The sequence below is a fragment of the Haladaptatus pallidirubidus genome (assembly GCF_020700235.1).
Lineage (GTDB): Archaea > Halobacteriota > Halobacteria > Halobacteriales > Haladaptataceae > Haladaptatus > Haladaptatus pallidirubidus.
The window spans coordinates 576,551-599,251 of sequence record NZ_CP085307.1 but is presented as its reverse complement, the minus strand read 5'-3'; the positions used below and the strand labels follow the sequence as shown (position 1 = coordinate 599,251).

The following is a 22,701-nucleotide window of genomic DNA, read 5'->3' as shown; positions in this document are numbered from 1 at the left end:
TACCTAACTGATTCGATCAAGACACTGGTGAGTGGGCAAAGATACGGGTAGCTCGCTACCTGGCAGATCCTCGTACTCCCTACAGACGGGTTTGTCACTTCCGCCCTCTCAAATTACAAGCGAATCGACGACAAGAGCGATCAGCAGTAACCCGAAGTAGGCCTTTCTACTAATCAATCGATTTCGCTCGAAACGCCTTCGATTAGGAGCACTGCCGACTCCTGTACCGGCGCTCCAGGACTTCCGCTTCGGCTGACGGGATATTTTTCACGTTCATGTTGTTTCCTCACGGGCACCAACGCGAAGGGCAGGGCAGTAGATCGTAGACGAGCGTTTGGATTCGCGGTGACAAACGAACTCGGAGAAGTTGCTACTTCTGCTCTCACCGAATCAGGAAATGGATGATACGAGCGATTCAAACCAATACGCAATCAGCTGTATTCACACCCCCACTCATCTAACATCTCTGCCACTTCGTCTGCGTGTTCCATCGCTACTAAATACGCGGCTTCTCTGAGATCGGTGGTATAAACATTATAGCCAGCTTCCTCCTCGACATCTCGTTTGAAATCATCCTCTCGTTTCTGTGTGTTCTCTTGCAAATAGAACTGCACCATTTCACGCCCACTCTTGACACTACTCCGTTCGACCGCCCATGGAACAGACGATGAGTTCTCTCTACTCTCGTTCTCGGTCGGTTTGTCTTGAACCGTCACGTCTTCGCCATTATCTAGTTCGTGGCCGAACGGATCGTCGCCTGATCCGCGCTTCATGTCCCGTCCTCCAAATGCTTGGCCAGCTCGTCGATCTTCACCAGCGTTTCGAGTTCATGGTCACGCTTTCGCTCTCTGTGTTCTTCGATATAGCGATATGCAGTACATTGTGTCCTCCAACATCCCTCAAACAGCGACGAACGCTTACGGAGCGTCACGGGGATGTCATACCCCAAATCAGAGACTTCATTCAATACTGCATCTTGATCATTCAACCCCTCGTAGCGATTAGGAACAACAGCAAGGACACCGACAGTAATTCCGAGTGTTTCTTCAATACCCGCCGAGACAGACTCAAGGCCCGAAATTGATTGGTCGCCTTTACCGGACAGTTCAACAGGAATAACGAGTGATCGCGTTGCGTCGATTGCATTGTATAAATGTGGCCCTGACGTGGCGGGAGGATCGACTATCAATACATCATACCGGTCGGGGACGTTATTTTTAGCGAGAACATGGCGCAAACGACCATATTTCGAGAAGGACTCGCCAGTCTGTTCTGCAATACTCGCAGCATCGCTAAGCAAATCGCCCAGGCGTTCAAGGATATTGTGAGAAGGAAGAACGTCTATCCCCTCAGTCGTTCGAATCAAGTTCTCAAAATCGCCCTTCGGTCGATCTATCAAGTGATGAACGAGCGTGTCAGCGTTCTCATCATCCCGCCCATCATCAACCCCGAGAAGATAGGAGAGGCTGCCGTCTTGAGGATCGAAATCGATAACGAGCACATCGAGTCCATTGTCAACGTGCGCTCGTGCGAGGTTTGCTGACAGCGTAGTTTTCCCAACGCCGCCTGCTTCCGAGTATGTTGTATAGGTGAGCATGTTTGCCTACTCGTACAGACTTGTTGTAAAGGTTCGTCAGACAAACAAGGTAGACACCCTATCTTGGCTAACCAGGTAGACCGCATACTTAGTCTGTGTAGTTAGGCTGTATAGTTAGACTGTGTAGTTAGGCCCCTTAGTTAATCTGTATAGACAGGTTCAGATAGTGGACTTTCAATAAGTACCCAGAGCGAAAACAGATTTGATATCGTTATCTTCGGATTGAATACTGAGTTGAGTAGGCTCAGTTACTCGCAAAAACCATGAAACGCTCGTCCGACAAGCAGAGCAGTTCATTCAGCATACGATAGTTAGACTATCTAGTTAGACTAATAAGATGGACAAACCATCTACTCTACGAAACCAACAGACTCGATTTCGCAACTCTGGTGGCACAAATCGAGGGGGACGCTTGATCGATCTAGCGGTAGAAAAGCAATTAACAACCTAGGCAAACTCATCAACCAACCTACTTAGTTAGGCTAATTAGTTATACTAACTCTACTAACTAATGTATTAGCCTCTCTAATTCGACTATCGCAGGAAACGACTCAATTAGTGACTTCGTCAGTGACCACATCGTAAAAGACCGATTCGTATTTCGACGAAACGCTTTCTCACGCACTATTCGAAGAGATACGTATGAGCACCTCTGACAGTACACCATCTAACCTCGACAACGTTCTAAAACGGTTGAATGTCGTTGTCTAAGAGACACGTTTTCGCTCATTCAGGATACACTCGGACATCCATCACAGCTTCCGACGCTAAAAGAATTGGATTGTGCAACCCGAGTAAGAGCAAGACGGTAATCTGCCAACATCTCCAGCAACTCGTCGAGGTAGGGATCGTGTAAGAGGTTTTCCCCCTGACGGGAACGGCAGACAATCTCCCGTCAAGTTTTATGGAATTAGTGACGAAGGACGAGTGTTCCTCAATGATCACGGTTACTGCATGCCGAAGAAACTTTGCAAACGATTTATGCTCGGATGGAGAAATCCGACGCAAGCGAACGAGATCAGACCGCACCTCCCCCTGAACACTGATCCACGCTTCTGATGGAGTTTTTAAAACTGTATCGACGAATTGCTGCCGAAAGTTGTGGGCTGAAAAGTGACCGAAAGCAGAAAGTCTGGAGAAAAAGTCAGCGCCCTACGAGACCAATGATCTGTTGGCGCATTTGAGTGTCAATCGGGATCCTCGAACATTGGTCATCAAGTCCGATCGATTGCAGCAGCAAGCTTGCCTCGTCTAAGAGCGAGAGTTCTAAATACGTTCCTTCACGATATCCATCACTCGTTCGAGTCATATCGAGGATTTTCAGAGTCTCATACTCTCGAAGTTGATCGGTGATGCGTTTCTGGCCGAGTACATTTGTATTAATTGACTCGGCGAATTTGCGATAGACACGGTACATCTCAGTCGCCTTGAAATGGGATTGATTTGTAAATTCATCCATGGCGGCAAGTGCGGCAATCGCGATTTTTGCCTGCGTCGGGCACCCACGAATCAGATCCTGAACCCGTGTGACTTCAGCATCGTCGTTCGCAGCACGGACGTGTTCTTCACGAACCTGATCGACATCGTCATCACGAGCGACTTCACCAGCAAGTCGAAAGAGATCGAGTGCACGTCGTGCATCGCCGTGTTCCTGTGCGGAAAATGCAGAGCATAACGGGATCACGTCCTCCGAGAGGACACCTTTGTGATAGGCGTCGCGACGTCGGTCTAGAATATCACCAAGTTGGTTTGCATCGTACGCGGGGAAAACGATCTCATCCGGGGCAAACGAACTCTCAACACGAGTGTCCAATCGATCGCCATATTTGAGATCGTTGCTGATGCCGACGACTGTGATGCTGGCCTCAACGTCGTTTTCCTCACCAGCTCGAGAGAGCTGCATGAGGAGTTTGCTGTCATCCGCTTCCTCTGGTGGAATGTTCCGGGCGTCATCTGATGGCGCAAGCCGATCGATTTCGTCGAGAACGACGATAATCGCGTCATAGAGTTTATCGATGACCATCCATAAGCGGTCGTAGTACGCTCCTGTCGCGATTCCCGAATGTGGAATCGTGATGCCTGTTTTCTGGGGGTCGTTCAGACTTTTTGAGAGGTGAATGACTGTTTGGACTTCCGAGCGGCGTTGCGCGCAGTCGATAATTGCACGGCCGATTCGGACGTCGTTATCTGCGCCGCGTTCTTCGACTTCACGGCTCACGTACCGAGTGACAAGTGTCTTCCCGGAGCCAGATTTGCCAAGAAGAAGTGTTCCCTTTCCAGAGCCACCAGTGATCGTCGGTTTGAGTCGACGAGCGACGGTTTCAATCTGATCGTTTCGACCGACGATCTTGTCGTGTTCGGGGATATGGTCGATACGAAGTAAATCTTCGTTGGCGAAAATAGGGTCATCCTCGTCGAGTACGGAAAGGGGGTCGTCGCGAGCTTTAGAGCGAGAGTGGGCAACAGCCCCATGCTCGGCAGCATAATCTCCGAGTGTTTTCACCTGTGCCGTGCCTGAATCCATACACCGGATTTCAAATGAATTGGTCTTAGTTCTTTCCCCAAAATACCTCACTTCATGGATTCACGTGGAAGCCGGCTCCGGTTCTTATTCACCGGTCTATCGGTATAGAGTAGTGGCAGACAGGTGGATAACACCACATTTCAAATGAATTCCTGACAAATGGCAGGATTCTTAAACCTCGATTATCCCCCTCCGTCTCACACCATGTTTCAAATGAATTCTTGGTGTGGTAGAGTAAGACTGAGATTCTTGATGCCCCCACACCGAATTTCAAATGAATTTACGCAAGTGTAAGGTCTCCACGTAGACGGTATAACTTGACGGCTGTTCTTCTGAAACCTCATTAAATAGCAGATAGAGGTGCTGTAGATGGGAAATCATTTGAAATCCAGTGTCGTTGAGTAGAACACGGGGGGATTGTACGATTTCCCACCATCGAAACGATGATCAGACAGATAGTATATAAACACAATATTGCTAGAAACTCTCATTCTCGAATATCGTTTGTAAACTCCTAAAATGTATTTCTTACACATTACTACTGCTACTATATTACCTTTACAGTAATATATATAATAATGCGAATAGAGTCACCGGTTTCCAGTTGAACACAAAATGCCGCATACCAGAACGAGTAACTGCCTTACCGTCTTGTTCCTCATTTCTCAAGAACTATATTATCCACCTCCTACTCGATACCTCCCTTTCCCTTGGAATGGAATTCATTTGAAATCCGGTGTGAGGGCGCTGTTTACTGATCAAGCATCACTGCTAATTCAACCGACCAGTTTCATCAGTTCGGGAGTTAGTATTCTCTAAGCAGTTCCCCAATCCTATCATCGTCATAGAGGTGGAAACTATTGAATCCGAAATTAGCTAGATCGAATACTGAGATATGGTTGGGCAGAACAGCATCCCGTCAGCAGCGCATCCACTCAATCGATCAACCACAATACGACAGAGTCGCGACAGTTATGGATTGTGGCTTCGGAACTCAGAATACGATTAATCGTTTTGGAGGTCGGATACGATATTCTGTTTTGTTTTTGGCTGTTCAAAGACAGTATCGAGAACCATATCAGAATCGCGCAATAGTGAGTGTTCTCGGTAGCTCCCCTCGCTCTTTCCGCCACCAGTATGGCGGTTTTCCGTAACGTCACTAAACGCCCATTCCTTTAGCAACTCCAGTACTCGTTGGTGACTGAGTGGATCGGTTCCCTCACTTTTACAGACGTCCTCGTACACGTGATAGATCTCTCCTGTGCTGAAGGCTTGTTTCAGCGATGACTTCTGTAAGTACGCGAGGGCAAACAAGACGTATTTCGAGTGTGGAGTCGACCCTCGGATCAGCTCTTGGAATCGCGACATTTCTGCATAGTCCTGCGCCGCATCGACATGTTCCTCCGAGACACTCGAATCCCCATTGCGAGCAGCTAGCTTTCCCGAACTCGAAAGGATTTCAATTGCTTTCCGCGCGTCACCGTGTTCACGCGCAGCAAGTGCTGCAACGCGTGGGATAACACCATCTTCGAGAACATTTGGTTGAAATGCATCTCGGCGTTTGTTCAGTATTTCACGGATTTGCCCGGCATCATACGGATGGAAAACGAGTTCATCGTCTTGGAAGCTAGACTTCACCCGCTCATCGAGGTTCTCGTAGTATTCGATCTTATTGCTAATCGCGATGACACCGATATAGCAACCAGTTTTACCACTCTCTTCTGCTCTCGAGAGTTTGAACAGAATTTCATCGTCACCGAGTTTGTCAATCTCGTCGATAATGGCGACGAGGACATCAGCATCGTCGAGCAGCGTGTAGAGATAGTCCATGTACTCGCTAGATCCAATCCCCTTATCTGGAATATCTAGCGAGCGAGTAGACTGGTATTCGGCTTGTTGTGAGAGAGATCGAGCAACTCGAGTAATAGTGTTTGCTTGGTCGCAATCGATATAGGCGGAAATGAGGGAGATGTCGTTGTTTTGAGCAATTGCACGGGCACGTCCAGTAACGTGTCGAGAGACGAGCGATTTACCGGATCCTGTCTTGCCATAGACAATCGCATTTCCCGGCGGGTCACCGAACACGCCTGGACGGAGCAATTCTTCTATATCCTTGATTTCTCCGTCACGACCGACAATGCGGTCGCTGTCGGGAACGTGCCCGATTCGGAGTAGCTCTCGGCGTGCGAAGATAGAGTCATTACGCTGGGCAAGTGGATCATCAGCAATATCCTCGGGATCCGGCGTAGGAATTGGATCGTTTGGCACGTTATTACATGTCTTCTTGAAGAAGCATCTTAGTTCTACCGCTCCCTGTTTTCAGTGAAAGGTGAAGAATAACGGCCAGGAGAGTTTAAACAAGGACGTTCGGTAATCCATGCACATCGAGAGACACCCCTCGTTTTCAGTGAAACCATGTGAATGAGCAACCGTTCTATCTGTACCAAAGGTTGCCTACTTAAAGAAACGGTAAAGTGCAATCGTCAGACACCGAGTTTTCAGTGAAAAACACGGAGACAGCGATTAAATTACGTTCCAGAGCTCATTTGTCGATATTTCCTCTACCCATAATTACTTACTTACTATACTAGGCTAGTTAGTGTAGTAGTCGCAAGTGTAGTACTGGTTCCGCTTTCACTGAAAACGAGGGGTCTGACCAGCGGAATCTATCTGATCTCAACGAGAATAGGATTGGTTTCTGTTTTCACTGAAAACGAGGGGTGTGCGCAAACGTTGAGAACGTCTCATAGCCGGTAGAAGTCCGTCAACCGTATTTGTATGTTTTAGTTCTACAGAAAATACAGCGAGAGTGCCTCGGGGTCAAGCCCCGAGATGAATCGCGTAAGCTTGATCCAGACATGCTCCGTGCGGTTGGTGTATCGTTCTACAGTTCGACTGCTCATTTCTCCGGTAGTCCCGACATAGAACGACCGTTCCCAGAAACTACCCCAAAATACTCTTGCTAACAGTAATTCGTGTTGCTCCCAAATCTCTCTCGCGGTGATACTCTTGATTGTTCGGACAATCTCACTCGGAGCGTGTTTCAGATGGATCGACATGAACAGGTGCACGTGGTCCGGTGCGATAGCAACGAGAGAACGTCGTATCCATATCGTTCGGCCACGTTTCGGATATTCTGTTTCAGCGACACCTCAATCTTATCGAGGATGGCGTGTCGGTATTTCGGGAATCAGACGAAGTAACAGTTTATTGCATAGACAGTGTGATTCCCGCAGCGAACGTCCATGCACAGTTACTTTCAGCACAAACTCACCACGTGGTTTGTGAAAGCGTACGACGTAGTGGCGGTCGAAGACTTGGACGTGAAGCCGATGCTCGAAACCAGTCAATCGGCGAAAAACAAACAGGACGTTCGTGGTCTCGGTTCCTCGATTTGCTGGAATACAAAGGTGAACTGTACGGCACACACGTCGTCCGTGTGAATGCTCGCGGAACCACCAAAAAGTGCAACCAGTGCTGTGTCGAAACGTCGAAACCGCTGTGGATGCGCGAACACTCGTGTCCGGCGTGCGGTCACACCGAAGACCGAGACTTAAATGCAGCAAAGAACATCCTCGACAGAGGACTCAACAAACTATCTCTTCATGTAGGGCCGGGACGGTCCGAATCAACGCCTGTGCAGACTGTGCTCCCTGCGTTCGTTCGTCATTCAGGACGGGTGGATGCAAAGCACGTCGTGGAAGCTGGGATGTTGTTAGGAACACAGAGCCTAACATGGTTCTTAACAGTGAAGAGACACCGATGACTTCTGTCGGCAAGACAGCGTTTAGTTTCACTTTCGCTCTGGTTGGCTCATGACTTTATTCATCGGGTCTCAAGAGTAGAATGCAGTCATCGTCCCCCAGCAGGTGGTGTGGGGCCTGTGCCAATCCCAACCCATCCTCCCACATCGCATGCTCATTCCTTTTGTCACACGGATTCAATTAGTATCACGAAGAGACCCTGTTCGAGGGGTTTACTTGTTCAGGGGTCGAATTTGTCGTACGAAGGATCTCAGATGGCGAATCGCCACTCACTCCACTTGCATAAAAAGCGCTCGACGCGATCGCGACAGCACTCCCGGATGAGGGAGAACTCACGTACGAGCAAGCCTATGAGGTTCTCGCGAAAGAAGAAGATCTTGAGCGGCCTGCTGCTGAGGATATCATCGAACGGCTCTACATGAGGGGCCATCTCTATGAGGTCGAGGAGAAGCTCCAACTCACTGATTACGGATCCGAATAGTAAGGATAGTCTCGTTAGTGAAGGTAAACGCGATTAACACGTCGCGTAGTGTGGATCGCTTTTCATGATCAACTAGCCGGGCACGGGTTTTCACCAGTACCGCGGTGTGCTCCAAGCGGTTCGTAGATGAGGATGGTGTTGTTGCTGCGGACGGTGACGAGATAGTTTTCGACCGTAAATCGAACTTCGATATCACTCTTTTTCGACGTACTTGCTTTGATAATGTCTTCGAGCGCATCTGGGTTCACGTGCTCGTACAGTGAGAGTGTAGTTTGGCCAGCTGCCGGTTCTATTACGTCAACGAGTGCGTTGACGACACCAGTAATTAGCTCCGAATTCAATGCTTCGAGGTCGATCGTTTCGGAGGTGACTAATGCGTATTGACGGGGTGAACGGAGGCCAGAATGCTCTGTCGTAGAGCCGAACCAAGTTGTTGTTTGCGTCGTCATTGATTCGCTTGCCATACTTCTTGTTAGGTCTCCAGATAGTTGAGTAACCACCGATTACCGCCGAATTTAGCCACATGCAAGAAAAATCGACGTTGAAACTAAGTTCGTTATGAGCTAGCTAGATCATACTTTTATATAATATATAAATTTATAAACAAATAAATTATTTTACTCTACCTATTATTAGTAAAGATGCGATCTCACAAAAGCCGGTACGACGCATAGTCTGACGCCATCACCGAATGATATCGCCGTGATGGCCGAGAGAGCTGACTCTCCCTCCTTTGCCTTCTTTCCGATCAATGAGTACACTGTTCAACGTTTTCCATGTCGAAAATCGAGGTTTCGGAAAACAAAATCGGAAACGAATAGAACGTGTCAAATCTCGTTGTCGGTAGAGAGCCTTTCGGATCGTGACTGAATGTGGTAGACCCGTGCTTGACATCCTCCTCGCCGTATACGGCGAGGCTTCCCCAGCATGAGGAATACCAGCCAGTCGTCGTCACCAGAACCTCCTGTTCTGGTTGGCTCACGAGACATAGTCTCGTGGACACTGGCAGAGGATTCCGACTCTCGAACGCCGTGAGCGTCATCTGCACACGTGATGCAGTACCACTACTCGATAAGATAAGTATTGCTTGATGTTGGTCAAAAACACCTACGTACAAGGCGTCAGAACTGTCTTGAATAAACAGGGAATCTTCTCAAACCACATGGCTCGAAACATTATTTCGCCTCAGCGACACTGAACAGCCGCTAAGTGGACAAGTCTATGGAATGGCGGTGTCAGCCGAAATAGGAGGCAAGGGGTAGGATGCTGTTCAGGAAGACACGGGATCGCAATTCCAACCGGGGTCGTGACCGGTGCGGTCGATAAGGTCGGATCGACACGCTGGGCAGTAGTCGGGAATGACAGATTTGCCTCGGGGGACGTATACCGCACCGTCGCACTCCACGCACGCATCCGCAACGATAGTCGCGCAGTCCGCGCAGATGTTGAAGTCGTCAACTGTGAGGTCGCGCAGGGATTCGAGTTGTTTATCCAAGTTGTACTCGTCGATGACCGACTGACAGCTGTGGCACGGTTTCATGGCGATGCACATAGCATCATGTGACCACACCGTAAATATCTACCTCCGAGAAATGACAGACTCACTGTAACCCAGGCGATCAGTGTTCTCTCAAAAGTTGTCGATGGATTCTGATACTGACCAGCGTTTTCGATTCCTTCCGACGGGTCGTAGTCTTAGACGACACCCTCCTGTGAATCGGCTGATCCTATACCATATGCCAATTATAGCGGGAAGTCGTGGTACCCTGACCCTCGGAAGTGTTATCCGTGCGTGGGGACTTCGTTTATTCGTAATGGCAAACGGTAAGGTTGACTTCTTCAACGACACAGGCGGTTACGGTTTTATTTCGACTGACGACGACGACGTAGACGACGACGAGGACGTATTCTTCCACATGGAGGACGTCGGCGGCCCCGACCTCGAAGAAGGGCAAGAAGTCGAGTTCGACATCGAATCATCCCCTAAGGGACCACGCGCGACGAACCTCGTCCGTCAGTAATCGCGAATTTCACCCGTCGCTCACAGCGATGGATGGCAATTTTGTTTTTTTACAGTCACGGATCGTAGCTGGTGCTATCTTTTTTCAAGGCGAGAATTCACACAGATGCAACTCACCGCGGAGGGAGCGTATCAGCGCAGATGACGCTCACGGCGCGACGCAATCTCACTTCGTACCAGAGCAATAAGTAGTGTCGGAATATCATAAGTTGCGCATCAACGAGTGACGCGCGGATGAGTGCAAGGTGAATAAACTCGTCACACAGAGATTGCATCGCGTTGAGTTTGTTTGTGAGATTGGTGCTCCGCACGCCATTACGAACCTTCTCGAACTCGCCCCATCGTTCCAGAACCCCGTGAAGACGCGATTTTCGTGGCGGTAACGTATCTCGATGAGTATCGGATGACGTTATTTGATGCACTCCACGCAGGTCTTGTCGCGACGAATGGTGAACGTATTCTGTCAAATGAATGTAGTTGTTATACTTTTGATCTTGATCAGGTGTCGCTTGCCCAATCAGAAACCAGCTAACCGATTCTTCAAACGGTTCCTGAAAAGCTGTGGTTAGTATGTCTTACTAACACAAGACGGTTGAGTTCTTCGCATTAAATTCGTTGCGGTGCTACTCAAGAACGCGTTTCCGGCAACTACGTCTGTGGTCGGATCGCAATTCGTGTTTTTGTTCGTAACTTCGTCGGGCAGCTCAACATTCGCTTTCAGGACGAGACGTGTCTCTTGATACCTCATGCCGTCCTTGGATCGCTGTCGATAGGTCTTTCCCAGATGTTCATTCGAACGTTCGTACATCGCATCCATCGTTCAGCGAGCGAGTTCCTGATTCGAGTATTTGCTGTCTTTTAAACGGATTCAACAGTCCAGCTGATCGATCGCCAATGTTGGCGATATATAAATTTGCATAAATTATTAGAATTAATAACTTTCTAATTAAACAACTATATCCTTACGGTAGTAAGAAACGTGCTCAGGTAGTGACTAATAGATTAGTCGTGCCCTACTACTGGTGGGTTTGTTGTTGTTTTATATTCTAAATCCTGTGTACACAACCACTGTTCGCTTCATTTTACTCCTTTTGGAAATGCCCCCCTGTTAGCTTGGACGATCATGTAATTCATACTTCTGAAGATTGTTTCGAGCTATATGTCTTCAGAGCCATTCGCTTATCCACCCACAGAGCGATCGTCACTGTCCACAGATTTCTCTGACCTCGTTTTCTGTTTCATCAAAACCACCACATACGATCAGGTTAGCAAAGCGAATTACGAACAGGCTCTACAGTAACGAATGGACGGAAAACGTAATTTAGCGGATCAGTCCCAAGATGAAACTCAACGCCCCCGATTAGAACAGACGGTAGCTTCCCTGGCACAAGTTTTCACAAACGAGCGTATCTGGATTGTGCTTGCTGTCCTTACAGCAACGCTCATAGTTGGCATTTATTCTCGAACTCACCAGTATCCCGCGTATGGAGCTGGTTTATTTCTCTCAATCGCCGAAGAAATTCTTGCTCGCGGCTACCGGCTACCGGTACAAATCCCTGGATATACCGCCAATGGTATTCCGTTTGCCTATCCGCCGTTGGGATTCTATCTATCTGCAGTATTCCTTGATCTTGGCGTTGATCCGATCACACTCTCCCGAGTGTTTCCGGGATTCATTACAATACTTACTGTAATCTCGTTTTACTACTTAGCGCGTGAAATAACAGGATCAGTATCTCAAGCTGGTGTTTCGGCTATTATTTTTGCTGTCACACCAACGTTACTAGAATGGCATATCTCTGCGGGTGGAATTGTTCGAGCATTGGCCTTTTTATTCACTGTAACTGGGCTCTATTGTGGGATGCAACTATTCAAATATAGTCAAAGACAGTGGCTTGCTCCGGCTTTCCTTCTATTCGGGTTCACGTTGCTAACTCACCCATCGTATGCTGTCTTCTTCGGAGCGAGCTACCTACTCATGTGGATATTTTTCGATCATTCATTCAAAGGGCTAGCGATGGGGGCTTTGGTCGCCATCAGTGGATTCGTGATTATATCACCATGGCTGGCGTATACTATCTCGGTACATGGCATTGAGACATATATGGCGGCAGCGAGTACACACGGCGGACTTGGAAAACCCTATTCTTTTTTTGAAATACTGTCTCTGCTAGGTAAGCCGATTGCCGCTGGTAATACCATGTCTTTCTGGTATCTTCTCACTCTCTTAGGTAGCGGCTACCTCGTTGCTTGTCGGCGATTTTTTCTCCCAGTCTGGTTTCTCTCTTCATTGTTACTCCTTGGGGATCCCCGGTTCGCGTTTGTTTCCGGAACTATCGTCATGGGTCTCTGGATAACCGTCCCAGTTGATACGGTGACTGACAGTGACTCCCAGCAGGTTGTTCAGTGGTCGCTACGGGTGGCCGTTGCCAGCGTACTTGTATTCTCAGTCATTCTGGGAGGCACGTACGTGGCCGGAACACCATTCCACGGTGGTACATCACAACCAGCATTTATCGATGATGAGGACGTCACAGCGATGAAATGGGTTAATGAAGAAGTTCCAATAAATGCCAATTTTGTCGTCCTTGGCGATGCAGCAGAGTGGTTCCCATATCTTACAGACCGAACGATGCTTATTGGCCCGTGGGGTGCCGAATGGAAATCATCCGCTGCATATCTGCATCATCTTCGAACCTACCGCCAACTATCACGCTGCCACACCGAAACGTGTCTCACGAAACAGCTTCATCAAAGTAGTATTCAACCAGATTATGTATATATTCCGAAGGGAAATTATACCGTTCGGGGTGCTCCAAAACGGCAACAACCACAGATGCGTCGATCGCTCGTACAATCCAACACGTATCGTCTCGTGTATGAAAATCGAGGTGTAATGGTATTCCGAGTACGATAGTACTGTCTTATTTCGTTGAATTCTATGATTTGCAGTCGACTCCGACACTTCACACCTTCGCCGGAAGCTCATCGAATGCTTCGAGTGCATCATGAATGTTTGCGTGCAAACAGTTCTCTGTCTCAGCATCCTCGTACTTGTAGGTGCCACGCTGGAGCTCAGCAATGTAGAAGCGTTCGGTGCGTTTGTCCCTGTGATGTCTTCGAGCCATCTTGTGAGATTAGTATGCCACGATTCGCGAAGTTCGTTGGTGGGAAGTATTTCATTCACCTCCTGTGATTTCTTCTCAAGCGTCGAAGTCAGTAATCGCCTGGGCACGCTTCGAGATTTTTTGGGCTGTATCGATTCTGTTTGGGGTCTCGTCCAGAGTTGTGTATACCTCGGAGGGGTGTGAGTCGTTAACTATGTTTAGCTCGTACTACCGAACATGGCTCACATCACTGATGTCTTCATCGCGGAAGCCGGATCCGAACCGATGCAGTCGATCACAACGATCCAAGCGATCGCCAACAAGGGTCTCAGGGACGATCGTTACTTTAATGGTACGGGCTATTATTCGCCGTACGATGTTTGTCAGGTGACATTGATAGCCAGCGAAGCAATCGACGAAATCAATCAGGAATACGACCTTGATCTGACGGCCGGTGAGCATCGGCGAAATATCGTTACGGAAGGAATCGATGTACACGATCTTCTGAAACACCGATTTAGAGCCGGTGACGCGCTATTAGAAGGAACACGTCCGCGTCCACCCTGCGCACATGTTGAGCAGCTCAACGAACAAGAGGGTGTTGCCCGAGCACTCAAACACGGTCGTGGTGGTATCTGTGCGGACGTGGTCGAATCCGGACAAATCAGCGTCGATGATTCGATTACCGAAATTGAGGCAATCGATACGACTGCCAGTATCATTGAACGACTCCGATCGTAAACTCGGTGAGAAGCTGCCTTTCGAGTGTGGTATCGATACTCTATACTTTTACACCAACCTAACTGGATGCCAGCAAGGTGGAGAATGGGCTGTTGATGTGGATTGAGTTTCGGTAAGCACTCTCAGACATTGATGGAGATTCTCTGCTAATAGGAGCGTTGCATTAGCCTGTTCTGCACTCGCGACAGTTTCCCATTAATAGACTTCTACTCGGTTTTGCTGCCACAACTGAAGCAACCGAGCTGCAACCGAGTTGCCTCTGCACTTCGTTGGTATACCGCCGTCTGCTCAAAGCAAAGATCTTTTCAGCAGGTTGTCCTTGATGGAGCAGATAGAACTGGATACTCTGTTCGACGGCAACAAAGGATGCTTCGATTACGACCGTCTCTATTCAAGGACAAAGCGCGCTCAAATCGAAATCGAGCGGTTCATTCTCCTTCGACGAGCTACCGACGTAGAGCTTGGTGCCGGTGTAGTCGGCGCGCTTGGTTAGTACACGTTTTTATCCCACTTCCGACCGAATACCGAGTAATGCTCATCGCAGACGGGGACGACTATTACCGGTTCATTACGCAACCAGATCACGCGAAGTTAGCGGGACAGTTCGCCGAGCACTGGGGAAATGACACGTTCGAGCGCCCAACGCCCTTCGCCGCGATGGTTCTCGTGGCGGCAAATCACGACGACGGGTGGTGGGAGTACGACCGAACGCCACACCTTGAGGACGGCGACATTGTTGATTTCGTGAGCGTCCCCGCAGCCGAGTGGATCAAATTTTACGACAACGGCATCAGCACCGTCGCCGAGATGAACCGCTATGCGGGCCTCGTAGCGTCAATGCACGGGTCGGGGCTCCGTCGCCGCCGCTACGGCCTCTCCGCATCGTGGCCCGATACGCAGCCTGCATTTGAGGAATTCGTAGACCATGAGGAGCAACGACAGACGCGGCTCGCAGGCCAACTGCACAGGTCGAATGGTCCCGAGGAGGAACGAGTGTCGGACGAGGATATGTCGGTGCTCACCGCGCTCCACGAGCGGGGAGAACCGCCGGCGAACACGGACAGCCGGCTGTGGTGTAACTACGAACTCTTGCAAGTGTGGGACGCACTCTCGCTTATCTTCGGGACCAGCGAATCGCCGGACAAGACGGCCATTGAATCCGTACCGGTGGCTCCTAATGAAGAGGAATCGGTGACGGTACAGCCCGTCAGTAACGGTGAATTTGAACTGAACCCGTACCCGTTCGACGAGTCGCCGCTAACCGTTTTCGTTCCCGCCAGAATCGTCCCAAAAGTAGACTACGAGACGGAGGACGACCTCCGCCGAGCGTACTACGGTGGTGAGTACGAAACGGTCGAGTTCACCCTCCGGGCATAAACATATCTTCGAAGTATCAGGACGATACGAAAAATTCTGTATTCCACCTGCATCCTCAATGAAGGGCACAATAATGTGAAGCCAACAGAGTAGACCGGACGTTCATGCTCAAAGAGATGCTAGCACGCCCTGTAAACTTTCAAAGTCACCTAAACGATTCTCCCCAGAGCACCGTCTAAACTAGAATTGTTTGGCCGTCCGGGAGAGTCAATTGATCTCCTCCCGCGCCTGAAAAGGGAGGTTTGCGCTATTGGATTGTATCATCCCGCCCCAATGGCGAACTTCGATTGAATCACGTATGTCCTGCGCTGTTGCGATCGCTGCCAATCCCGGAAAGTCTGTATCTAGATCTGCATACACTAGGGTCGATAGCAGATCCGTTTTCGATCGCTCATACTGGCGCAAGTGTTCTTGCTCTTCTTCTGCCAGCCATTCGAGCTGGTGTTGAATTGCCGATAATCGATCACTTCGGTCGTCAAATGGATAGTCCGCTCGTTCAATGCGAGCCAGCTCATCGCCGCTGACAGCAAGCGAATCCGACAGACTCTCAATTCGTTGTCGTTCTGCGACAACCGTCTGATGACATCGGCGACGAGTTTCAATGGAGTCCGTCGTTTCAGCCCGGAGTTGGTTCCACAACAGTGATGTCCACGTTTCTACACCACCTGCAAGACCCGCTGCCACGTCCGGTCCAAATTCATTTGCTATACTTTCACCAGTGGTTTCCTTTCCATAAGCTTCCTCCCAGTGATCAACCGCCAGCACTGTTTCCTGATAGGCGGTTTGAACCGCGTCCAGTGATGCGGTTGTGGTAGGTGTCTGAGTCTGCAGTGTCGTGGGCTTCGTTCCACCGTCTGTTCGATACGGCTGCGGCGGATCTTCGTTGAGTCGGTCGAGAAAGTCTTCAAAAGCGTGGATTTCGGCCTTGATTCGAGATTCTTCTCGCATGAGGCTTCTGTGTGCGCATGGTAGCGACGTTAAGTCAACTAGTTGATTATCTCCTGGCCTCATTGTTTCTCTACCTAACGTAGCTGGTGGTGTAATATATACATTCTTGCCCATAAATCAACATTGGAATATGCGGTTTTGAGCATATAAACAGCAAGCTGATAAGCTAATACATCTACTTCGGCGCTCGTATTGCTAATTTGGGGGTTTCTCACAGTAAGCATTTATCAATATAAAAATATTAAAAGTTTATCTTGATCTCGTGCATATGAATAACTTCATTCCGATTACTCTGTCATTTGAAAAAACAATGAACGAGGAATTACGTGATTGAACTTGTCACGAAATCCGTCCCCCACTGTACCGGGTTGATCAATATCGACTGTAGACGAGGAGCGTCGCCATCTGGATACCAGAAATCGGTGACGCATGTGGGTAACTAAAATTGAATTTTGTGCTTCCGGTACTCCCTTTATGCTTCCAGCCAATTATTTAGATGCCCTCACAGAGCCCTCCCTCGAAGACACCATCTGGCGCCATCACCAGACTTGCATTGCAACACCGGCTGCCTGTGAGGCATCCCATGTATTTTACCTTTCATTCATCGTCCGTCTTCCAGACTCTCATTTGGCGATTTCCATGGCGTAGTTCTGACTTTCGGAAAGCTAATCGGAAAAGAAACCGGATGCGCTGAGAAAGACTGCTCGTGTTTGGCTTTGTTAGTGTGCATCCCGTCTCGAGGACGCCGTGTATCGGTCGATATTTCCGTCCGAACTCACCCGGTATTTGTGGTGGTGCTCTCACTTTCTGATGGATGATTTGCGATCGATACCTTTGCTATCACCACTCTCTCGCCCAGTTTCGGCGTCTAAACAGAGAACGGACGCTGGTCAAATTTACGCAAATGTATCACGTGTTCGGTATTGCGCCACCAGTGATGTAAACCGGTTGGAATCGATAGTTGCACGGCGAGTGCATACTTTGTCGATCGTTGACGTCCTCGGAAGTGTATTCTTCTGGGCGACCGTATGTGAATTGACCAGTCTAGCTCGATGTCAGCGGCGTCAGTTATTCTGATTCCACTTTTCGACGCCCGATTCGGCGACTTCTCGGTCCTGTTCGACCGCACCACCGGAAACGCCAAGCGCTCCGACGACCGCACCGTCACGTTTGAGTGGATATCCACCGCCGAAGACGACGATTCGGTTACCGTCTGTTGTCTGGAGTCCGTAGAGAGAGTTCCCCGGTTCTGTGGCTTCTGCCAATTCGTGCGTTGGCATCTCCAGTGCGGCGGCCGTATAGGCCTTATTCCGCGAAATATTCACTGACGCGAGCCACGCACCATCCATCCGGTGCTGGGCGACGAGATTACCTTCGTCGTTCGCTACCGTAATTACCATCGGATTATCGATATCGTTTGCTTTTTGTTCGGCGGCTTCAATGAGCGTCTTCGCCTCGGAAAGTGGAATCGAATTCATCGTGAATAAACCGGGAGCGAGGAGGGATAGCGATTCACCACAGTATAGAAACCCAATTAAATACGGTTACATAAGATCTGGAAAATCTAAAAAAGTAACTTCAATTGGTTACTTCGAGAAGTGTCGACCATAGCGGGTAGACGACGATGAGACTCGATGATGATGTCGGTAGGGTTCTCTGTCCCCGGTTCTTCAATTTCTTCTGCTTCGAAATCGTGTTCGTCATTCCGGGACGCAGGCGAATATGGGCGTCTACTTCGCCACGTTGGATCCCGATGACCGAATCTTATCCCTCTCGTTGAGTCACGATGGTCACCTTTCACACGGCCACTCGGTCAACTTCTCCGGCCAGTTGTACGAGGTCGAACAGTACGAGGTAGACCCGGAGACGGGCTATATCAACTACGAAGACTTCGCAACTCTCGCTCAGGAGTTCGACCTGGACCTCATCGTGAGCGGATCGTCCGAATACCCGCGCGAGTTCGATTTCGAGCGGTTCATCGCCGTCGCCGAGGAGGTAGATGCCTATCACCTCGCGAACATCCCCCACGTCACGGGACTCATTGCGGCTGGCGAACACGCGAATCCAGTTCCGCACGCGGATTTCGTCACCGGTTCGACACACAAGACCATCCGCTCGGGACACGGTGGTATCATCATGTGCGATGAGTAGTACGCTGACGACATCGATTCCGCAGTCTTTCCGGGCGCGCAGGGCGGTCTACTGATGCATAATATCGCCGGAAAGGCGGCCGGGTTCGGCGAGGCGCTCGACCCCGGATTCGAGACGTACGCAAAGCAGGTCGTCGCGAACGCGCAAACGTTGGCGGATGCCCTTCAGGATCGAGGGTTATCGTCGTGTCCGGCGGGACGGACAAACACCTCGTCCTTGTCGACCTCCGCGATTCGCACCCCGAACTCACCGGCAAAGAGGCCGAAATCGCACTCAACCAGGTGGGACTCGTCGTCAACAAGAACACTGCTCCGGGGGAGACTCGGTCGCCGATGGTGACGAGTGGAATCCGAATCGGTACCCCGGCGATTACCGCCCGGGGGTTCGACACCGAAGCGGTGCACTATCACAGAAACGATTGCGGACGTGTTGAATACACCCTACGACGAGGTCGTACTCGAACCGGCGCGCGAAGACGTCGACCGTCTCTGCGCGCGGCTCCCAATTTACGAGTGAGAGAAAACCGGACGAAAAAAGAAGGTTCGTCAAACCGAGCCGTCGGGAACATCAGTCGTCCTCATCGCCGTCGGCCGGATGGGCGGAAGTTGCTCTGCCCGGCCCGCCGCTACTGCTACCACCCCCGATCAGCATATCGTCGTCCCGGATGGATGCACCCTCCTGAACGAGGACGCGGCCTTTGAAACTGCTGAACTCCTTTACCATGCCGTACACGCCGATGAGTCCGACGAGGGCGACCGGTCCGCCGGTGATGATGGCAGCCTGTTGAAGTGCGTTGGTTCCGCCGATGACGATGAGGACGGCAGCGACCAGTCCCTGAAGTATACCCCAGATGAGTCGATTGAGCTCCGAGGGGCTTTCCTTCCCACCGGTGGTCAGCATTGCGATGCCGAGCGTCGAGGAGTCGGCCGACGTTACGAAGAAGGTGATGACAAGCAGGAAGAACAGCCCCGATAACAGGGCACCCGCCGGGAGCGCTCCGAACAGCGGATACCCGGAGACTGCCTCGTTTCCGCCGTAGTTTGAGAGAACTGCGAGGATGTCTGCGTTGCCGAGTTGCTGCATCCGCATTGACATCCCACCGATGACGAGGAACCACGGGATCGTCGCTAGCGTCGTCGCGACGACGCCGACGAACGTCACTTCGCGGATGGTTCGACCGTACGAAATCTTCGCGAGGAAGATACCCGAGAAGGGTGCCCATGAAAACCACCACGCCCAGTAGAAGATGGTCCAACTCCCGATGAACGACGAATCCGTCGCCGCGCCGGTGAACAGGCTCATCTTGATAAACTGGTCGAAGTACTGGCCGATGGCCTGCGTTCCCAGATTGAGCACGAACGAAGCCATCCCGTTGTAGACGCCGATGAAGAAGACCAACACGCCCAACAGGATGAACACGATGACGTTCAGTTGCGAGAGCCGCTTGATACCCTTCTCGACGCCGCTGATGACGGAGAGCGTGAATACCGTGGTCACGCCGATAATGACGAGGATGATGCCGATGTCGCCCAGCTGAATCCCGAATACGTCAAGCGGGAGCGCCGACGCCGAGGCTGAGGGCGTTCGGACGGACCCAAACTGATAGTCCATCCCCATCAATAGCTGCTGACCGATGAATCCAAGCGACGTTGCAATGCCGCCCATCGTCCCAAATACCGCGATGAGGTCGACGACTCGCGCGAAGTAGCTGCCGTCGATATTCTCAACGCCAACGAGCGGCGCAATGATGGTCGAGAACTTGAACGGTGCGCCCTTCTTGTGTGCGAAGTATCCGATGGGAACTCCAACGATGAGGTAGGCAGCCCACGCCGAGATGCCCCAATGGAAGAACGTGTACTGAAGCGACCCTAACATGCGTTGTTTCGCGGGGGCATCCGCACCTGCGAGGGGGGTTCCGCTACCATAGTGGAAAATGGCTTCGGCGGGGCCCCAAAACACGATTCCAGCGGCGATTCCGGCGGAGAAAAACATCGCAAAATAGGCAAAAAAACTATGTTTTGGTTCCGCGTCGGGCGGACCGAGTTTTATTTTCCCCCACGGTCCGAAGATGAGAAACGTCGTGAAGCCGACGAATATCAACATCGCCCAGAGGTAGAACCACGAGAAGTTGGTCCACAACCAGTTGTTGATTGCTTCCATGGTATTTCCTGCTTTGTCCGGCCCCACGAGTAACACGTATCCGAGGAACGTTATCGCGGTCAAAATGCCGAATCCGAACACAAGCGGATCTATCTCGTCTACGAACTCGCGTACGATTCCTTGTTCTTGGCTCATGTTTCGCTCATGCGATCCCCTGCTGGTGTGTATTCACAGCACTCCGCGTTGTGTTGCCGTCCGTTCGAGGGGCTAACGTCGGTGTTTTCGACGTCCGGTTACGCGTCTCTTGAAATCGACGGTGCTTCCCCCGAAAATTCATTGTCTCGTTAGTGACTGGTGTCCCGATGCGATTGGGTGTTGATGTGAGTTCGAATTTGTCAGCGAATCTCGTGTCCTGAGACACCATGTCACAATGCCACATGCCTTTGTCTTGAGATTCGATAATAATAGTTCGTGTTTCTATGCTGCGGTCTATATAACGGACAGACGAAAATTTAACACTCATTTAATTTATGATAACCATCGTATCATTTTGTTCAAAAAGGAATATCCGTGATATCGATACGCTGGAGTCGAGTGGGCCAAACGCATCAGGCGTTGACGTGAATGACCTCGTAAGAACGACTACGTATCGAGCGGATGATATTCCGCGCTTGCCCGGCACCGCTCGTCTCCACCTGGAAGACGAGGTAGGCCTCGCCGACGTCCAGTTCGGGTGCCGAACGGTCGTGTCGGACGTTTCGGATGTTCGCCCCGTGATTCGCGATAATGCCGGACACCTCCTGCATCTTTCCAGGTTGGTCGTGGATACGAACTCGAAGTCGGAGGAGTTGCTCGCGGTTGGTCAGTGCGTGTACCAGCACGGTTTGGAGCATAGTCATATCGAGATTTCCACCGCAGAGCAACGGCATCACCGTTTTCCCTTCGACGTCGAGGGCTTCGCCCATGATGGCTGCGACTGAAGCCGCACCAGCACCCTCGACCACCTGCTTCGACCGTTCGAGCAGGAAGAGAACCGCCCGTGCGATTTCGCTGTCCGTCACAGTGACGATTTCGTCGACGTGGTTTTCGATTATCGAGAGCGTCAACTCGGAGATACCGCCCGTTGCGATGCCGTCCGCAATGGTGTCCACGGAGTCGAGTGTCTTCGGAATCCCCTTGTCCAAACTGTCGGGAACGGTCGCCGCACCCGTCGCCTGCACGCCCACGATTCGCGTCTCGGGGGACAGTTCGGCGAAGGCCATCGCAATACCGGAGATGAGGCCGCCGCCGCCAATGGGAACCACGACGGTATCGACACTTGGGAGATCTTCGTACATTTCGACGCCGAGCGTTCCCTGTCCAGCGATGATTGCCGGGTCGTCGTACGCGTGAATGAGTTCTGCGGAACCCTCCTCCGCGAGGCTTTGTGCATGGTTCATCGCCTCACGAAAGTCCTGTCCGACGAGTTCTACCTCGCCACCGTAGCCCCTTGTCGCGTCGATCTTCGTCTGCGGAGCGGTTTTGGGCATGACGATGGTGGAATCGATGTTGAGTTTGGTCGCCGCGAGCGCCACCCCCTGCGCGTGATTACCGGCGCTCGCCGCGACGACGCGGTCGGTGTCCGTTCCCACCACGTCGCGTTCTATTTTGTTGTACGCGCCGCGCGTTTTGAACGACCCCGTCCACTGGAGATGCTCCATCTTGAGGTGTACCTCGCCGCCGGTTCGGTCGTCGAGGGACGTACTCCGTTCGACGGGCGTTCGTTTCACCACTTCGGGGTCGTCAAGTCGTTCGATGGCCTGTTCGATGTCCGAAAAGGAGAGTCGTTTCGACGTGTTGTCGGTCATTTGTGTCTCCATTGTCGTCCACTACTATGATGGAAACGGTTCGA

The 22,701-nt window shown here is 50.8% G+C and carries 19 protein-coding genes and 3 pseudogenes; 7 read left to right on the top strand and 15 right to left on the bottom strand.

What is annotated here, in order from left to right; genetic code table 11:
• Positions 1-431: 431 nt before the first annotated feature.
• From LIX15_RS32555 to tnpA, 5 genes and pseudogenes are all read right to left on the bottom strand, one after another.
• Positions 432-773: a DUF7970 domain-containing protein gene (locus LIX15_RS32555; RefSeq protein WP_227779014.1), complete on the bottom strand. Its 342-nt coding sequence runs from the start codon at positions 771-773 to the stop codon at positions 432-434.
• Complete coding sequence (locus tag LIX15_RS32550; protein WP_227779013.1) at positions 770-1,597, bottom strand: ParA family protein; 828 nt, start codon at positions 1,595-1,597, stop codon at positions 770-772. Before LIX15_RS32550 ends, LIX15_RS32555 begins: the two co-directional genes overlap by 4 nt.
• Before the next feature lie 1,144 nt (positions 1,598-2,741).
• Complete coding sequence (locus tag LIX15_RS32545; RefSeq protein ID WP_227779012.1) at positions 2,742-4,121, bottom strand: Cdc6/Cdc18 family protein; 1,380 nt, start codon at positions 4,119-4,121, stop codon at positions 2,742-2,744.
• Between the two features lie 1,005 nt (positions 4,122-5,126).
• Entirely contained in the window at positions 5,127-6,389 is a 1,263-nt protein-coding gene (locus tag LIX15_RS32540; RefSeq protein WP_227779011.1) for a Cdc6/Cdc18 family protein, read from the bottom strand.
• Between the two features lie 587 nt (positions 6,390-6,976).
• Positions 6,977-7,368: pseudogene (tnpA, locus tag LIX15_RS32535) on the bottom strand (IS200/IS605 family transposase); the annotation flags it as partial.
• Positions 7,369-7,378: 10 nt separating this feature from the next.
• Between tnpA and LIX15_RS32530 the strand changes: the two are divergent.
• A pseudogene (locus LIX15_RS32530) lies at positions 7,379-7,887 on the top strand (RNA-guided endonuclease InsQ/TnpB family protein); the annotation flags it as partial.
• Between the two features lie 248 nt (positions 7,888-8,135).
• Here the strand turns inward: LIX15_RS32530 and LIX15_RS32525 are convergent.
• The 3 genes from LIX15_RS32525 to LIX15_RS32515 all read right to left on the bottom strand — a co-directional run bounded on the left by LIX15_RS32525 (position 8,136) and on the right by LIX15_RS32515 (position 9,906).
• The gene (locus tag LIX15_RS32525) at positions 8,136-8,342 is read right to left on the bottom strand and encodes a hypothetical protein (RefSeq protein WP_227779010.1); all 207 of its coding nucleotides are present in this window, start codon (positions 8,340-8,342) and stop codon (positions 8,136-8,138) included.
• 92 nt (positions 8,343-8,434) lie between these two features.
• The gene (locus LIX15_RS32520) at positions 8,435-8,830 is read right to left on the bottom strand and encodes a HalOD1 output domain-containing protein (protein ID WP_227779009.1); all 396 of its coding nucleotides are present in this window, start codon (positions 8,828-8,830) and stop codon (positions 8,435-8,437) included.
• 806 nt (positions 8,831-9,636) lie between these two features.
• Positions 9,637-9,906 (bottom strand): DUF7571 family protein, encoded by a 270-nt coding sequence (locus tag LIX15_RS32515; protein WP_227779008.1) that lies wholly within the window; start codon positions 9,904-9,906, stop codon positions 9,637-9,639.
• 274 nt (positions 9,907-10,180) lie between these two features.
• Between LIX15_RS32515 and LIX15_RS32510 the strand changes: the two genes are divergently transcribed.
• Entirely contained in the window at positions 10,181-10,387 is a 207-nt protein-coding gene (locus LIX15_RS32510; protein ID WP_227375928.1) for a cold-shock protein, read from the top strand.
• A gap of 564 nt (positions 10,388-10,951) precedes the next feature.
• Here LIX15_RS32510 and LIX15_RS34175 read toward each other — a convergent pair.
• On the bottom strand, positions 10,952-11,194 hold the full coding sequence (locus LIX15_RS34175; protein ID WP_486327145.1) for a DUF8008 family protein: 243 nt from the start codon (positions 11,192-11,194) through the stop codon (positions 10,952-10,954).
• A gap of 495 nt (positions 11,195-11,689) precedes the next feature.
• Here LIX15_RS34175 and LIX15_RS32505 point away from each other — a divergent pair, with 495 nt between their 5' ends.
• Positions 11,690-13,303 carry a glycosyltransferase family 39 protein gene (locus tag LIX15_RS32505; RefSeq protein WP_227779007.1) on the top strand — a complete coding sequence of 538 codons (1,614 nt, stop codon included), beginning with the start codon at positions 11,690-11,692 and terminating at the stop codon, positions 13,301-13,303.
• Positions 13,304-13,352: 49 nt separating this feature from the next.
• Here LIX15_RS32505 and LIX15_RS32500 read toward each other — a convergent pair whose 3' ends face one another.
• A complete protein-coding gene (locus tag LIX15_RS32500) occupies positions 13,353-13,514 on the bottom strand; it encodes a hypothetical protein (RefSeq protein WP_227779006.1) in 162 nt (53 codons plus the stop codon).
• Positions 13,515-13,730: 216 nt separating this feature from the next.
• Between LIX15_RS32500 and LIX15_RS32495 the strand changes: the two genes are divergently transcribed.
• A complete protein-coding gene (locus LIX15_RS32495; protein WP_227779005.1) occupies positions 13,731-14,234 on the top strand; it encodes an MOSC domain-containing protein in 504 nt (167 codons plus the stop codon).
• Between the two features lie 163 nt (positions 14,235-14,397).
• Here the strand turns inward: LIX15_RS32495 and LIX15_RS34170 are convergent, their stop codons facing one another.
• Entirely contained in the window at positions 14,398-14,565 is a 168-nt protein-coding gene (locus LIX15_RS34170; RefSeq protein ID WP_486327144.1) for a hypothetical protein, read from the bottom strand.
• On the opposite strand from LIX15_RS34170, the gene LIX15_RS32490 reads away from it, so the two are divergent.
• Together LIX15_RS32490 and LIX15_RS32485 are read left to right on the top strand one after the other, a co-directional pair.
• A complete protein-coding gene (locus LIX15_RS32490; RefSeq protein ID WP_227779004.1) occupies positions 14,557-14,727 on the top strand; it encodes a hypothetical protein in 171 nt (56 codons plus the stop codon). The genes LIX15_RS34170 and LIX15_RS32490 overlap by 9 nt on opposite strands.
• Before the next feature lie 38 nt (positions 14,728-14,765).
• Positions 14,766-15,611 (top strand): DUF3891 family protein, encoded by an 846-nt coding sequence (locus tag LIX15_RS32485; protein ID WP_227779003.1) that lies wholly within the window; start codon positions 14,766-14,768, stop codon positions 15,609-15,611.
• A gap of 207 nt (positions 15,612-15,818) precedes the next feature.
• Here the strand turns inward: LIX15_RS32485 and LIX15_RS32480 are convergent, their stop codons facing one another.
• Both LIX15_RS32480 and LIX15_RS32475 read right to left on the bottom strand, forming a co-directional pair.
• Complete coding sequence (locus tag LIX15_RS32480; RefSeq protein ID WP_227779002.1) at positions 15,819-16,673, bottom strand: DUF7260 family protein; 855 nt, start codon at positions 16,671-16,673, stop codon at positions 15,819-15,821.
• 950 nt (positions 16,674-17,623) lie between these two features.
• Positions 17,624-18,037: a GlcG/HbpS family heme-binding protein gene (locus LIX15_RS32475; RefSeq protein ID WP_227779001.1), complete on the bottom strand. Its 414-nt coding sequence runs from the start codon at positions 18,035-18,037 to the stop codon at positions 17,624-17,626.
• A 223-nt stretch (positions 18,038-18,260) separates the two neighbouring features.
• Here LIX15_RS32475 and glyA point away from each other — a divergent pair.
• Positions 18,261-19,226, top strand: a pseudogene (gene glyA / locus LIX15_RS32470) (serine hydroxymethyltransferase); the annotation flags it as partial.
• A gap of 51 nt (positions 19,227-19,277) precedes the next feature.
• Here the strand turns inward: glyA and LIX15_RS32465 are convergent.
• Both LIX15_RS32465 and ilvA read right to left on the bottom strand, forming a co-directional pair.
• A complete protein-coding gene (locus LIX15_RS32465) occupies positions 19,278-21,005 on the bottom strand; it encodes a BCCT family transporter (protein WP_227779000.1) in 1,728 nt (575 codons plus the stop codon).
• A 413-nt stretch (positions 21,006-21,418) separates the two neighbouring features.
• Entirely contained in the window at positions 21,419-22,657 is a 1,239-nt protein-coding gene (gene ilvA / locus LIX15_RS32460; protein WP_227778999.1) for a threonine ammonia-lyase, read from the bottom strand.
• Between the last annotated feature and the right edge of the window lie 44 nt (positions 22,658-22,701).

Coding starts and splice junctions, on each gene's coding strand:
- LIX15_RS32555 (WP_227779014.1), bottom strand. CDS start 773: ATGAAGCGCGGATCAGGCGACGATCCGTTCGGCCACGAACTAGATAAT.
- LIX15_RS32550 (WP_227779013.1), bottom strand. CDS start 1,597: ATGCTCACCTATACAACATACTCGGAAGCAGGCGGCGTTGGGAAAACT.
- LIX15_RS32545 (WP_227779012.1), bottom strand. CDS start 4,121: ATGGATTCAGGCACGGCACAGGTGAAAACACTCGGAGATTATGCTGCC.
- LIX15_RS32520 (WP_227779009.1), bottom strand. CDS start 8,830: ATGGCAAGCGAATCAATGACGACGCAAACAACAACTTGGTTCGGCTCT.
- LIX15_RS32515 (WP_227779008.1), bottom strand. CDS start 9,906: ATGAAACCGTGCCACAGCTGTCAGTCGGTCATCGACGAGTACAACTTG.
- LIX15_RS32510 (WP_227375928.1), top strand. CDS start 10,181: ATGGCAAACGGTAAGGTTGACTTCTTCAACGACACAGGCGGTTACGGT.
- LIX15_RS34175 (WP_486327145.1), bottom strand. CDS start 11,194: ATGTACGAACGTTCGAATGAACATCTGGGAAAGACCTATCGACAGCGA.
- LIX15_RS32505 (WP_227779007.1), top strand. CDS start 11,690: ATGGACGGAAAACGTAATTTAGCGGATCAGTCCCAAGATGAAACTCAA.
- LIX15_RS32500 (WP_227779006.1), bottom strand. CDS start 13,514: ATGGCTCGAAGACATCACAGGGACAAACGCACCGAACGCTTCTACATT.
- LIX15_RS32495 (WP_227779005.1), top strand. CDS start 13,731: ATGGCTCACATCACTGATGTCTTCATCGCGGAAGCCGGATCCGAACCG.
- LIX15_RS32490 (WP_227779004.1), top strand. CDS start 14,557: ATGGAGCAGATAGAACTGGATACTCTGTTCGACGGCAACAAAGGATGC.
- LIX15_RS32485 (WP_227779003.1), top strand. CDS start 14,766: ATGCTCATCGCAGACGGGGACGACTATTACCGGTTCATTACGCAACCA.
- LIX15_RS32480 (WP_227779002.1), bottom strand. CDS start 16,673: ATGGGCAAGAATGTATATATTACACCACCAGCTACGTTAGGTAGAGAA.
- LIX15_RS32475 (WP_227779001.1), bottom strand. CDS start 18,037: ATGAATTCGATTCCACTTTCCGAGGCGAAGACGCTCATTGAAGCCGCC.
- LIX15_RS32465 (WP_227779000.1), bottom strand. CDS start 21,005: ATGAGCCAAGAACAAGGAATCGTACGCGAGTTCGTAGACGAGATAGAT.
- ilvA (WP_227778999.1), bottom strand. CDS start 22,657: ATGACCGACAACACGTCGAAACGACTCTCCTTTTCGGACATCGAACAG.